12 protein-coding genes and 4 pseudogenes are annotated in these 12,434 nt (G+C 37.0%); 6 read left to right on the forward strand and 10 right to left on the reverse strand.

The genetic code is table 11. From position 1 onward, the window contains the following. Positions 1–40 precede the first annotated feature (40 nt). Positions 41–736, reverse strand: a complete 696-nt coding sequence (locus ACN19N_RS07080; protein ID WP_269228301.1) for an IS1 family transposase — start codon at positions 734–736, stop codon at positions 41–43. A gap of 70 nt (positions 737–806) precedes the next feature. On the opposite strand from ACN19N_RS07080, the pseudogene ACN19N_RS07085 reads away from it, so the two are divergent. The 4 genes and pseudogenes from ACN19N_RS07085 to ACN19N_RS07100 all read left to right on the forward strand — a co-directional run. Further along, positions 807–1,862 (forward strand): annotated as a pseudogene (locus tag ACN19N_RS07085) (carboxyltransferase domain-containing protein); the annotation flags it as partial. A gap of 169 nt (positions 1,863–2,031) precedes the next feature. Next, complete coding sequence (locus ACN19N_RS07090) at positions 2,032–2,148, forward strand: hypothetical protein (protein WP_420002283.1); 117 nt, start codon at positions 2,032–2,034, stop codon at positions 2,146–2,148. A 10-nt stretch (positions 2,149–2,158) separates the two neighbouring features. Beyond that, positions 2,159–2,596, forward strand: coding sequence for a CopG family ribbon-helix-helix protein (locus tag ACN19N_RS07095; RefSeq protein WP_420002284.1), 438 nt, complete (start codon positions 2,159–2,161; stop codon positions 2,594–2,596). 97 nt (positions 2,597–2,693) lie between these two features. After that, complete coding sequence (locus ACN19N_RS07100; protein WP_420002285.1) at positions 2,694–3,725, forward strand: ABC transporter substrate-binding protein; 1,032 nt, start codon at positions 2,694–2,696, stop codon at positions 3,723–3,725. A gap of 52 nt (positions 3,726–3,777) precedes the next feature. Here ACN19N_RS07100 and ACN19N_RS07105 read toward each other — a convergent pair whose 3' ends face one another. Together ACN19N_RS07105 and ACN19N_RS07110 are read right to left on the reverse strand one after the other, a co-directional pair. Further along, the gene (locus ACN19N_RS07105; RefSeq protein WP_420002286.1) at positions 3,778–4,107 is read right to left on the reverse strand and encodes an SMR family transporter; all 330 of its coding nucleotides are present in this window, start codon (positions 4,105–4,107) and stop codon (positions 3,778–3,780) included. Between the two features lie 17 nt (positions 4,108–4,124). Continuing rightward, positions 4,125–4,310 (reverse strand): hypothetical protein, encoded by a 186-nt coding sequence (locus ACN19N_RS07110; protein WP_420002287.1) that lies wholly within the window; start codon positions 4,308–4,310, stop codon positions 4,125–4,127. 123 nt (positions 4,311–4,433) lie between these two features. On the opposite strand from ACN19N_RS07110, the gene ACN19N_RS07115 reads away from it, so the two are divergent. Further along, positions 4,434–5,235, forward strand: a protein-coding gene (locus ACN19N_RS07115; protein WP_269228195.1) for an IS5 family transposase whose coding sequence is annotated in 2 segments (ribosomal slippage) — positions 4,434–4,697 and positions 4,699–5,235 — 801 coding nt in all. Because the reading frame shifts where the segments join, the coding sequence is not laid out codon by codon here. On the opposite strand, the pseudogene ACN19N_RS07120 reads toward ACN19N_RS07115, so the two are convergent. The 6 genes and pseudogenes from ACN19N_RS07120 to yegQ all read right to left on the reverse strand — a co-directional run. Continuing rightward, positions 5,235–5,876: pseudogene (locus tag ACN19N_RS07120) on the reverse strand (hypothetical protein); the annotation flags it as partial. The gene ACN19N_RS07115 and the pseudogene ACN19N_RS07120 overlap by 1 nt on opposite strands. After that, a complete protein-coding gene (locus tag ACN19N_RS07125; protein WP_269239510.1) occupies positions 5,873–6,898 on the reverse strand; it encodes an isopenicillin N synthase family dioxygenase in 1,026 nt (341 codons plus the stop codon). The gene ACN19N_RS07125 and the pseudogene ACN19N_RS07120, both read right to left, overlap by 4 nt. A gap of 60 nt (positions 6,899–6,958) precedes the next feature. Continuing rightward, positions 6,959–7,837 carry an ABC transporter ATP-binding protein gene (locus ACN19N_RS07130; protein WP_269239511.1) on the reverse strand — a complete coding sequence of 293 codons (879 nt, stop codon included), beginning with the start codon at positions 7,835–7,837 and terminating at the stop codon, positions 6,959–6,961. Beyond that, on the reverse strand, positions 7,834–8,769 hold the full coding sequence (locus ACN19N_RS07135; protein WP_269239512.1) for an ABC transporter permease: 936 nt from the start codon (positions 8,767–8,769) through the stop codon (positions 7,834–7,836). The genes ACN19N_RS07130 and ACN19N_RS07135 overlap by 4 nt, the downstream gene beginning before the upstream one ends. Before the next feature lie 160 nt (positions 8,770–8,929). Beyond that, the gene (locus ACN19N_RS07140) at positions 8,930–9,184 is read right to left on the reverse strand and encodes a YfhL family 4Fe-4S dicluster ferredoxin (protein WP_269239513.1); all 255 of its coding nucleotides are present in this window, start codon (positions 9,182–9,184) and stop codon (positions 8,930–8,932) included. A 2-nt stretch (positions 9,185–9,186) separates the two neighbouring features. After that, positions 9,187–10,551, reverse strand: coding sequence for a tRNA 5-hydroxyuridine modification protein YegQ (gene yegQ, locus ACN19N_RS07145; RefSeq protein ID WP_269239514.1), 1,365 nt, complete (start codon positions 10,549–10,551; stop codon positions 9,187–9,189). A 155-nt stretch (positions 10,552–10,706) separates the two neighbouring features. On the opposite strand from yegQ, the pseudogene ACN19N_RS07150 reads away from it, so the two are divergent. Further along, a pseudogene (locus ACN19N_RS07150) lies at positions 10,707–11,623 on the forward strand (transposase). Between the two features lie 116 nt (positions 11,624–11,739). Here ACN19N_RS07150 and ACN19N_RS07155 read toward each other — a convergent pair. After that, positions 11,740–12,332 (reverse strand): annotated as a pseudogene (locus tag ACN19N_RS07155) (transposase); the annotation flags it as partial. Positions 12,333–12,434: the final 102 nt, after the last annotated feature.

The following is a 12,434-nucleotide window of genomic DNA, read 5'->3' on the forward strand; positions in this document are numbered from 1 at the left end:
AGGTGGTGTTTCAAAATGTATGCTGATCATTTTAACATCACTATACAAAACTGTGGTTAATGTAAAAGAATCCAAGATTAAAAGCTTTTACATGATTCAATACCTTCTTCGAAAAACAGCATGTTCTTCTTACTGCTCGCCTTATGCGGTGTCTTAATCGGCAGTTGTTTCCTTCTATCCCGACTGTATAATATTTCCCTTCTTGGTCCGGCTTAAAAATTTTGATGAAACTTTCCCAATGATCACTCGATATACAATCATAAGTAATGCCCAGTTCTTCTAAACGGTTTTTTAGCCTTTGTGCTGTATGAGCATCTCTTCCTCCCCATACAAAAGCCACTATTTCTCCGCTACTTCTATCATAGACGTACTGTAGCCAATGCTTATCTTTCTTGTTGCCTACAAATGTCCAAAATTCATCAACTTCCAAGCATTTATAATGAGTTCTTTGAGGAATTATTTCATGATTTGATTGTGTAAGCGTTTTAAGTATCTTGCCAATACTAAACCTCGTAATCTTTGCAATATCCCGAATGCCACAACATCGCACAAGCATAAGCAAAATCAATTTGACCGCTTTTGAATGACAGCCTAAATACGTCAAATTATGGTCACCCACAAACTGCCTATTACATTCTTTACAACGATAGTTTTGCTTACCATCGTATTTAATGCCATTCTTCTTTATACTTGTACTCTGGCATCGAGGACAATGAAGTTCTATTTCGATTTTCACACATTTAAATATAGCTGAATTGTTCCTCCTTGCCTCCTTTTCTTATGAGCATACTTTTTAGAACACCACCCAAATTCATTTTGATTCAACAATTTTAGATCAGCTTGAATTGTTGAAATTATTACAAGTTGCTGAAAGTGAGTTACCTGACATAGAAAACATGCAAGTTGCATCGAGAACAGTATATTTGCCGCTCGCTTGGGAAGATTCGCAAACTCAACTTGCTACTGAAAAATATACGCAATTGGTAAGACCAGATGCACCGTGGTGTCCTGATAATATTGAGTTTATTCGCCGTATTAATGGTCTGGAGTCGAAGCAAGCAGTTAAAGATGTGGTGTATAACACTTCATATCTCGTGATGGGGCTAGGTGATGTTTACCTTGGTGCACCTGTAGCAACACCACTAGATCCTAGACATCGTTTGGTCACGACCAAATATAATCCAGCACGTACATGGACACCTGAAAATGCAGTCGGCATCGGCGGTGCATATATGTGTGTGTACGGCATGGAAGGACCAGGTGGCTATCAGTTTGTTGGACGAACGACACAAGTGTGGAGTCGTTATCGCCAAAATCCTAATTTTGAACAAAACAAACCGTGGCTATTGCGATTCTTTGATCAAATTCGATTCTATGAAGTATCAGAACAAGAACTGTTAGAAATGCGTGAATCATTCAAAGCGGGTCGTTTACAGTTACGCATTGAAGAAGGTGTTTTGAACCTTAAAGAATACAATGCATTTCTAAAAGAGAATGAACAAAGTATTGGAGCGTTCAAACAAGTTCAGCAATCTAATTTTGAAGCCGAAAGACAAAGATGGCATGAAGCGGGTCTAGCTGAATATGTCTCGGATCAGGTCGATGTTTTGATTGATGATACTGAAATTAGTATCCCAGATGGTGGGATGCTCGTGGAATCACACATGCCGGGATCAGTTTGGAAAATTAAGTGTTCAGTGGGTGATATTATTGAGGAAGGTGAAACCCTTGCTGTGATTGAAGCTATGAAAATTGAAATTCCAATCATCGCACCTGCAAAAATGAAAGTAGATACCATTCTAATTGATAAAGCACAAACGGTAAAAACAGGGCAAGCCTTGTTTACTCTTGCGCCAGCATAAAATTAAAAAAAGTATGATGCATAAAAAGCCCTATGATGAAACTTAGGGCTTTTTTTATGTGCATTTTTTCATCTTTTTTAAATGATTTACCCAGCAAAACAGCATAAAAACTGGCATAGATACTGCATTTAATATTACGAATCTTTAATTTCGTATTACTGGAGCAGTCATGAAAATCAAAAAATATCTAGTTCAGTATTTTCACATTGCGACAAAAGTGTTGATTGAGTTGCTTTCTGTGAGAGCAGGTTTTTATGTAAAGCAAAATCAAATTCCTAAAAAATAGCAGAATGAGTATGAATCCAAAACCTAAACTAACTCGTATTAGCATTACAGTCCCTGAAAAAACGGTTGAAGCTTTAGATCAAAAAATTGTTGAAGAACATTATGAAAGTCGTTCTCAAGCGATTGTTGACATGATCAATAAGCACCTCATTCATCAATACACCACCGAAAATTCAGTGATGGTGGGCACATTGACGCTGCTCTATCAACGCAACTCAAGCAACATTCGTGTTCAGTTAAGTGATTTGCAACATCAGTTTTTAGAACAAGTGATCAGCTCTTTAAGTATTCAACTCGATCAGCAAAAGATTCTTGAAGTCATGCTTTTACAAGGGAGAAGTAATGATCTCAAACAAATAAGCCAGCAGTTCATTGCACTCAAAGGTGTGATCAAAGGACATTTAGAACTCATGGATGCTGTCATGCCACCTTTACAGCAAAATGAGTAGAAAACTCAATTGGCTACAAGCCAGATGAGTTGATTTGTACACAGATTTATCAATGGAAATTTAAAACTTTTCTGAACGTCAAATAGGGGGTTATACAATGAAGCGTACAATATCTTCTTTATCAGTTTCAATTCTTTTAGCAATGTCTGTGGTGGGATGTGACAATTCTGCCAAGGTACCAACGACAGATAAATCAACTGAAACAAAAAGTTCAAATACAGCCACACCGATTACGATTGGGTATAGTGATTGGCCGGGTTTTGTGGCATGGCAAGTCGCGATTGAAAAAGGTTGGTTAAAAGATGCAGGCTTAAATGTAGAGTTTAAATGGTTTGATTATTCGGCTTCGCTTTCCGCTTTTGCTGCAAATCAACTCGATGCCGTGTTAGTCACCAATGGTGATAATCTTGTCAATGCATCAGGTGGTACCAAAGGCATGATCATTATGGTGACGGATTATTCTGCGGGTAATGATGTGATTATTGCTAAAGAGGGCATTAATAGCATCAATGATTTAAAAGGAAAATCGGTTGCTACTGAAAAGGGTTTGGTTGATCATTTATTATTGGCAACAGCTTTAAATGATGCAAAAATTCCATCAACTGATGTGAAATTAGTAAATTCAGTGACCAATGAGTTACCTCAAGTTTTTGCGAGTAAAGATATAGCAGCAATTGCAGTTTGGCAGCCAGTGGCCAATCAAGCACTTAAAGCTGTCGCAGGTTCAAAAATTATTTATACCTCAAAAGATAAACCTGGTTTGATTTATGACACTTTAGCGGTCAATACCAGTCACTTGTCTATGCATAAAGATGAATGGAAGAAACTCATCCAAGTTTGGGATAAAACCGTAAAATATATTCAAGACCCTGCTACACATGATGCTGCTGTAAAAATCATGGCAAATCGCGTTGGTGTTGATCCAAAACAATATGAGCAATTTATTGATGGTACTCATTTATTAGATGTTGCTGCCAATAAAAAGGTGTTTGTAAAAGGTGATGGTTTTGATTCAATTTATGGATCAACTTATCATGTCAATAAATTTAACGTCAGTAATGGTATTTATAAAAGCGAAGTGGATGTTGATGGTTTGATCTATCCTGCGCTGCTCAATGAACTGAAATAATAGATTTCGAAAATGCAAAAACCGTTCAAAAATGAACGGTTTTTTTAAGGTGTTAAATATGGGTGCTGTTGGAGAAAACGTTGATTACAATAATTCCAGCCAGCATCAGCCCAAGCCTAATGATTGCGGCTAAATCCAAATGTTGTTTAAAGAAAATCCAACCAATCGTTGAAATTAGCACAATACCTGCACCAGACCAAATCGCATAAGCGATACCAAAAGGTATAGTTTTAAGTGTAAGTGATAAGAAAAATAAGGCGACTGCATAACCTAATATCGTAATTATAGAAGGCATCAACACGCTAAAACCTTGTGAAGCTTTCAAAGCTGAAGTCGCAATTACTTCAGCAATAATTGCAATGGCCAAAAAGAGATAGGACATAGATCGCCTATTTAAAGTTAGAGAACATGAATTGAATTTTTCAACAAATGATCCTTCTCCTGATCGAACCATTGTTTTGACTCAGAAGTAGTTGAACTTGAGTGACTAAATTCAAAATGTGGTTGATAGACATCAATAGTGAAATAAAGTTGATATTCCTCACCATCAATCACTTTGAGCTGTGAAATGGTATTGCTATCCATTATTTCAAAATGATCCAATGCAATGAGCTGATCAATTTTGTCTGTCTGAGTACTAAGAACCTATCCAATATTAATTTCATTCTTTTTTGGCAATTGGAAAAATAATTTGTTAAATTCTCCCCCATGAGAAAACCATATCCCAGCGACATTAGTCGAGAAGCCTTTAAAGAAATTGAACCGTTACTATTGAGCGGAAGAAAACAAACACGTCCAAGAGTCGTTGATGTCTATGAAGTGTTTTGCGCCTTGCTCTATATTCTAAAAAGTGGATGTCAATGGAGTATGCTTCCTCGAGACTTTCCACCTAAAAGCACTGTGCATTATTACTTCTCGATTTGGAATAGAAAACCATCAGAAACTGAACCTAGCATACTTGAGCAGGCTTTAAAAAAATGTGGTTGGCGAGGCCCGTATCAACAATGGACGGAAAGAACAAACGAGCTTTATCATCATTGATTCACAAAGTGTAAAAAACACAGATACCGCACGTAATAAAGGCTATGACGCTGGTAAAAGAGTTTCAGGGATTAAAAGACATATCATTGTTGATACTCAAGGTCTGCCTCATGGAATATTTATTACGACAGCAGATAAAACAGATCGTCAAGGTGCATTAGATGCCATAACTTTACATAGAGACACCTTACAAAATGTAGAGGTTGTACTTGTTGATGGTGGTTATACAGGCGAACCCTTTTCTTTGGCTGTTAATGATTTAATCAGAGCGCGAGTTGAAGTTGCTAAACGAAGTGAATTACATAAATTTGCAGTCATACCACAACGCTGGGTTGTGGAAAGATCATTTGCTTGGTTAGAAAAATGTAGAAGGCTTTGGAAAAACTGTGAAAAGCACCTAAATACGAGCCTGCAGTTCATTAATTTAGCCTTTTTAAGGCTACTTTTGCATAGAAAATATTCTGGATAGGTTCTAAAATGAATAGTTGCATTAGTTAAGGCAATTGAGACTTCATAGTTTTCAATGGAGCTGTTTGTACCCTGCAAATCATAGAGCGAAGCTACATTTCCAATCTGCTGCTGATGGTGTGGCAGACGAGATTGCGCATAGGCAATATGTTGATCTGTAATAATTAAACCACCATCCATCGTGATTATTTCTTGGCTTGCTAAATGTTTCATTTGAAATAATCTGAGTCCGAGAAACAAACCTTTTTTAGCTTGTTGACGCCAATCTTCGACATAAGCATTCGAGGGCGAAAATTCTAAAATGCTATTTCCAATCTGATAAAGTTTTGCGGGCTCTGGCCACTGCACATGATTTTGATAATTGTGTTTGATATGCCATGACAAAAGTTCAGTTTTCGCATCCCATATGGTGTCGCCAATCCATCCTTGACGTTGATATATAGAAGTATTGTTGCCATCAACCAGCCTTGAATCGATGCTAAAAGACTTGGACTGAAACCAATAAACAATGGTCTTTTCATCCGTCATCCCATTGAAAAAAGTAATACTTTTTCGTCTAAAACTTCCCATTAAGTATTGAGGTAATTCTATATCGCTTAAAGTAGTGGTTTGTAATTGTTCTAAAAGTTGCTCTAGATTCATTGTGTTTCTCCTTTTTCTTGCATACCGAAGGAGTAGAGTGGACGAGCATTTTCTAAAACAAGTTCACCTGTTTCGATTCTTTTTTTCAGATACATGAATGTTTGAGCAGTTTGATTAAACAAATGTTCACCACCTTTCATGGCGGAGTACTGAGGTGCTTCATTCTCTATGACTGGTTGAATGATGTAGTCGTAATCACATGAGAAGAATAAAGGAAAAGAATAACGTTCTTGTTGAACTCGTTTAACCCGATGTTTTGTTGCTAAATAACGGCCATTCGACAAAATTTCCATCATGTCACCGATATTCATCACCATGGTATTTTCTATCAGTGGAATATCAATCCATTTTCCTTGTTTATTGAGGACTTGCAGTCCTTCAGTAGTCGGAAAGAGCAGGGTGAAGCATTCATAATCTGTGTGTGCACCTATTCCAAATTGATCTTCTGCTGCTGGATTGTAGGGATAATGAATCAGTCTTAATTGGCTTGGCGCATGTTGTGTATGTTGTTCAAAAAAGTCTTCATCTCGCTCTAAGGCTAAAGCGAAAGCCTTAAATAACTGCTGACCTATTGTTCGAATATGCTGATAATAATTTAAAACTATAGCTTTAAACTGAGGGTGGTCAGGCCATAAAGTAGGACCTAATAATGGTCTTCTATCTGATGGATCTGAATAATCATAATTCACATCATAGGATTCTTTTAAATCGTAAACATTTGCCTTGAATTGTTCTTCACCGATAGGAACATAGCCACTATGATTCTTAGAAAGACCAATATAATGGCGCATTTTGGTTTCTTCATCTTGAGCAAAATAACTTTGTGCGATCTGTTTCAATTGATGGAATAATTCAGGTTGAAATTGATCTCCTCGAATATATAAGAAACCAATATCTTTACAGGCTTGATCAAGTGCTGTGACAACTTTGATTCGATCTTGTAAGCGATCACTTGCAAGCAGTGAAATATCAATCAGTGGCAGCGCATAAGCATCATGAGATTGACTCATAAGGTTCACCATAGGCTGGTCGTCCAACAATAAATGAAGCAAGTTGGGTCGTCCCAATTGCTATTTTTATTTCTATGTACTGATTTTGGTCATACGAGGAATTTTTGGCAGATCCTCTAAAGCAGGATCAATGTCTTCTTCTTGCGCATGGACGAGTTGATCTACTTGCTGACGTAATTGTTTAAATTCAGGGGAGTGAATTAAATCTAATGATCGTGGGCGTGGTAAATTCACTTCAATAATTTCTTTGATTTCACCTGGATTTGCTTTTAAAGCCACAATACGATCTGCCAATAAAATAGCTTCATCCATATCGTGTGTGACAAACATAATCGTGATGTCGATGTTTTGCCATAAATCCATCAGATGTGTTTGCATTTTTTGTCTGGTATAAGGGTCTAAAGCACCGAAGGGCTCATCCATTAATAAAATTTTCGGTTCATTGACCAAAGCTCTGGCAATTGCCACACGTTGCTTCATACCCCCAGATAGCTCATGCGGAAACTGATTTTCGTATTTTTCTAAACCAATAATATTGATCCATTCACGCGCCATTTCCTCAGAACGAGTCGGACTCACGCCTTTCATTAAAGGACCAAACATCACATTTTCTTTGACGGTTTTCCATGGGAAAAGGGTATAACCTTGGAACACCATGCCGCGTTCTGAACTCGGTCCTTGAATTTTTTGACCTTCAACCAGTACTTCACCACTGTGAAAATCATCCAAACCCGCTACGACACGACTTAAAGTTGATTTACCGCAACCTGACGGCCCGATGACACAAATAAATTCACGTTTGTGAATGCTTAAATTAATGTTATTTAAAACTACACGTTCAGTTTTTCCATGCTTAAAAATTTGGCTTAAATTTCTGGTTTCAAGCATGACAGGTCGAGCATATATAGTGTCGAAGTAGCTTTTTGAATCAAAAATTTCATCCATATTCATACTCCTTTTTTCCACTTAAATAGACGTGTGCCGAGTTTCATTAAAATCAAATCACAAATGATGCCAATCACCCCAATGATGAGAATTGCTGCATAGACGTTATCAAAGTTTTGATAGCGAGCTTGTTGAGTGATAAACCATGTGATTCCTGAAGTTGCACCAATTAATTCCGATACAATTAAATAAGTCCAAGCCCACCCAAGTAGAACACGCTGATCTCGATATATATCAGGAAGTGCTGCGGGGATAACCACATGGAATAAGCTTTTAACCTTATTGGTACCCAATGTATAACCGGCTTCTATGAGACCTCGATCCACCATTCGCGTTGTATTTGCGATAATTAAGATTTGTTGGAACAACGTACCAATTACGATAATGGCAATTTTAGGTGCATCATTGATACCTAATATAGCAACGGCCAATGCACCAAAGGCAGGTGCGGGTAAATAACGGAAGAACTCGACAAAAGGCTCTGTTAACCTTGAGATAGTCTTTGAAAAACCACATAAAATTCCAAGCGGTACACCCAGCAAAGACGATATAAAGAAAGCCGTAAATACAATTTTAATACTATGCCACAGGCTTTGATGTAACCACGGAGAGTCGGCCTGCTGTGGTGGTGTCGTGAATGAAGTAAACAGTGCTTTTGCGACTTCATGTGGTGCAGGTAAATAGATCGGATTGACTAAGATGCCTGTAGGAGGACTTTTCCCTTGATCAACGATATTTTGCGCTTCAGCATAATAAGCATCTTTTGCTAAGCGAGTTCCCACTTGTAAATAGGACACATCACCTGAATTTGTAATTTGTACTTGAGGATGCCAAATAAAAGGTAAATAACTGACACAGCTCCAAATCAGTAAAGGAATTAAAAAAGATCCTAAACTTAAGAAAAGCGTGTTCTTACTTGAAGCGGATGAATGGTGCATAGGCAAACACCTGTAGTAATACTATTTGTTAAAAACGTAATACTAATTAGCAATTTTAATGCCAGTGTTTTGCCTATGTCCGTAAATATTGCTTTCTTTTTAGAGATGATAATCGATGATTGATATGCGATTGAGTGATTCACTTATATTGTGTAAGCCTCTAATGACCTAATAAATTTAAGCTATTAAATTTAATTTGCAGTTGATCCTTGCTCTCTATATGTAAAGGATCAGGTTTAATACAATCAATAGGGCAAACTGCAATACATGTGGGTGCTTCGTAGAAACCGACACATTCAGTGCAACGTTGTGGGTCAATTTCGTAGATTTTTGCACCTTCATAAATCGCTTGATTAGGACATTCTGGCAAGCACATATCACAGTTGATACATGCTGTGGTAATGAATAGCGCCATATTTAATCTGCCGAATATGCAAGTGCATCAGTTTTTAACTGCGTTTTGGCGTGTGGAAGATTACGGATTAATAAGGCATAATCAATATCGATATCTGCTGAAAGTGGGATTTCCACAATATGTCCAGAACCTTTGGCATTTTCGATCGGATGACCTTTTAAATCACGCATTTCAGTCAGTGTGAAGACAAGATTACCTTTGGGAGTCATGAGCTCAAGTGTATCGCCAACTAAAAACCGATTTTTAACTTCGACTTGAACATAGTCTCCATTGCGCTCAATTATCTCACCACAAAACTGTTGATAGTCGAAATGTGATGAACCATCCTCATAATTTTGATAATCGCTATGCACATGGCGACGTAAAAATCCTTCTGTGTAACCGCGATTTGCCAGACCTTCAAGTTGATCCATTAGACTTGAGTCAAAAGGTTGACCTGAGAGCGCATCATCAATTGCTTTACGATAAATTTGAGCTGTTCGAGCACAGTAAAAATAGGATTTTGTTCGTCCTTCAATTTTAAGTGAGGCAATTCCCATATGAGTCAAACGATCAACATGTTGAATGGCACGTAAGTCCTTAGAGTTCATGAAATAAGTACCATGTTCATCTTCTTCAGCCGCAAACATTTCTTCATCATTACGTTGTACTAAAACACTTTGAACTAGGTCATCTTGAACTTTATTGGAACAGCATTGTTTGGATGATTCTATCTGCTGAACAGGAATCACGTCACCATTGGCATCTTCTTGTGCTTCATGAATTTTATATTCCCAACGACAAGCATTGGTACATGCACCTTGATTAGCATCACGTTTATTCATATATCCAGAAAGTAGGCATCGACCTGAATATGCCATGCATAATGCGCCGTGTACAAAAACTTCGAGTTCAATTTCTGGTACATTTTTCTGTATTTCTTCAATTTCTTCTAATGCGAGTTCACGAGAAAGAATGACTCTGCTTAAACCATAGTCTTTCCAGAATTTTACAGTTGCCCAATTAATCGCATTGGCTTGTACCGAAAGGTGGATAGGCATGTCAGGAAAATGTTCGCGAACCATCATAATTAAGCCTGGATCCGACATAATTAATGCATCAGGTTGCATCGCAATAATTGGCTCAATGTCACGAATAAAATTTTTAAGTTTGCTGTTATGTGGCTGAATATTTGCAACAATATAGAATTTTTTGCCTAATGCATGTGCTTCATCAATTCCAATTTTTAAATTTTCAAGATCAAATTCATTATTACGAACACGGAGACTGTAACGTGGTTGTCCTGCATAAACGGCATCTGAACCATAAGCAAAAGCATAACGCATATTTTTAAGTGAACCAGCAGGAGAGAGTAATTCAGTAATCATGATGCAAAAGGCATATAAAAAATAGGGAATTATTTTAAAAATATAATGACTCAGATTCAACCTAGTATTTTGCTCGGAATTATAGCTGTTTTTCTCTAATAGGACTTACGCATTGACAGTATAAAAAAATGATAAATAAGCTGTATAACATCAAAGTGATCAGACAAACTAAACATGCTTCAACAGCTGAATGTAATTTACCCATCTATATGGGATTTCTTATGATAGAACCACATTCTATAAGTTGTACGCAACTTGCAGATACCTATCAAATCTCTCACGACAGTGTAAATCGTTTCTTGGAGCGTGAAAATTACTGCCCACAAGATTTATATCACGAGGCTATGCAATACATTGATAATAATAAACTTATTGTCAGTGTAGATGATACCGTATTAGATAAACCTTATAGTCAACATATGGATTTAGTTGGTTTTTTCTGGTTAAGACTAAAAATGACTACTTTCTCGACATGTTGAATGATGTTCTTCAATGGGGCGCAGACATTTCTTATGTCACAGGCGATAGTTGGTATGCTTCAACTTCAAATCTAAAAACCATAAGAAATCATGGTATTCGATTTATGTTTGGTATCGACAGTAATCGAAAGGTATCCCTTGAAAAAGGGAATTGGCATCAGATTATGCAACTACCTGCATTTGAAAATGGTCAAACAGTGTGGCTCAAAGACTTTGGATTTGTACAATTATTTAAGACTCAGCTCAAAGAACAGCAGAGGTTTTATATTGTTTATGATCCTAATGAGTATTTAACATTAGATCGGTTTCAAGATTTACATGCAAGTCATTGGAAGATTGAGCAATATCACCGAGTCATTAAACAGGTATTTCATATTGAAAAATTTCAGGTTAGGCGAGTGAAGCTCATTCACAATCATATTTTTGCATCATTAATGGCTTATGTGCAGGTACAACAAATACAATGGAATGATATTTTTATGAATATTTATCAGTGGCAGAAGAGTTTATTTAGACCAATCATCAAGAGCTTCATTGATGGTTTTATTTTAGACAAGAATTATCTGCTGCCACAAAAGTTGGAAAATTTATAGTGCGTAAGTCCTATCTAATATAAAAAAATAACTCTAGAATTACTGCAACTTTATAATTTATATTGGCTTTGTTGCACAAAGGTTTGAAAGACAATGCTACCGTAATTGAGCTAAATTCAAGTGACAACTTGGGTATGAGGTCGACCAAATACTGTGAATTTATTCAAAACTGCTACACGTGCATGAATCTCATTCACCTAACTAGGAAAACTCCTTGCTGTTAATTTATCACCTAATAATTTGATGCAATGCATTTTGGTTTCCACTAAACTTCGACGATGATAACCAGACCATTTTTTTCCAAAGAGACCTACCTAGCTGTTTGACTGTTGTTAATAATTCATTCCTGTCTAAAGATCTCAATTTCTTATCTTTCCAAGGCTTTACATTCTTCCTAGGTTGAATGACTGCATGTGCATCTCGATCTAAAATGACTTGTCGGCAGTGCTTTGTGTCATAAGCACCTGTCGCTGGGATATGGTTTTCTCATGGGGGAGAATTTAACAAATTATTTTTCCAATTGCCAAAAAAGAATGAAATTAATATTGGATAGGTTCTTACGCTTACGTTCGCCTTCACCTAAAAATTTTAACCCTGTAGAGTCGACGAGTAGGTGTAACCCATCACGACTTTTCTGATAGCTTATCGCAATATCAATATGCTTTTGTCGTCTACAGAGGGTGAAGTAATCTGGTGCTGTCCAATTTAAACATTAGTTGTACGGTAGGTTTTAGTCACAGGCTTCTTCATCTAGAAATTATATTGCTGAAGAAGCCTTCAAGAATAGCTTTGTGCAACAAAGCCTTCTGAC

The sequence above is a fragment of the Acinetobacter sp. LF10 genome (assembly GCF_048585715.1).
GTDB lineage: Bacteria > Pseudomonadota > Gammaproteobacteria > Pseudomonadales > Moraxellaceae > Acinetobacter.

What these genes read in the sequence shown, in the direction of transcription:
- ACN19N_RS07125 (WP_269239510.1), bottom strand. Translation starts at nt 6,898, where the DNA reads ATGGTGAACCTTATGAGTCAATCTCATGATGCTTATGCGCTGCCACTG.
- yegQ (WP_269239514.1), bottom strand. Translation starts at nt 10,551, where the DNA reads ATGATTACTGAATTACTCTCTCCTGCTGGTTCACTTAAAAATATGCGT.
- ACN19N_RS07135 (WP_269239512.1), bottom strand. Translation starts at nt 8,769, where the DNA reads ATGCACCATTCATCCGCTTCAAGTAAGAACACGCTTTTCTTAAGTTTA.
- ACN19N_RS07105 (WP_420002286.1), bottom strand. Translation starts at nt 4,107, where the DNA reads ATGTCCTATCTCTTTTTGGCCATTGCAATTATTGCTGAAGTAATTGCG.
- ACN19N_RS07130 (WP_269239511.1), bottom strand. Translation starts at nt 7,837, where the DNA reads ATGAATATGGATGAAATTTTTGATTCAAAAAGCTACTTCGACACTATA.
- ACN19N_RS07095 (WP_420002284.1), top strand. Translation starts at nt 2,159, where the DNA reads ATGAATCCAAAACCTAAACTAACTCGTATTAGCATTACAGTCCCTGAA.
- ACN19N_RS07140 (WP_269239513.1), bottom strand. Translation starts at nt 9,184, where the DNA reads ATGGCGCTATTCATTACCACAGCATGTATCAACTGTGATATGTGCTTG.
- ACN19N_RS07090 (WP_420002283.1), top strand. Translation starts at nt 2,032, where the DNA reads ATGAAAATCAAAAAATATCTAGTTCAGTATTTTCACATTGCGACAAAA.
- ACN19N_RS07100 (WP_420002285.1), top strand. Translation starts at nt 2,694, where the DNA reads ATGAAGCGTACAATATCTTCTTTATCAGTTTCAATTCTTTTAGCAATG.
- ACN19N_RS07110 (WP_420002287.1), bottom strand. Translation starts at nt 4,310, where the DNA reads ATGGATAGCAATACCATTTCACAGCTCAAAGTGATTGATGGTGAGGAA.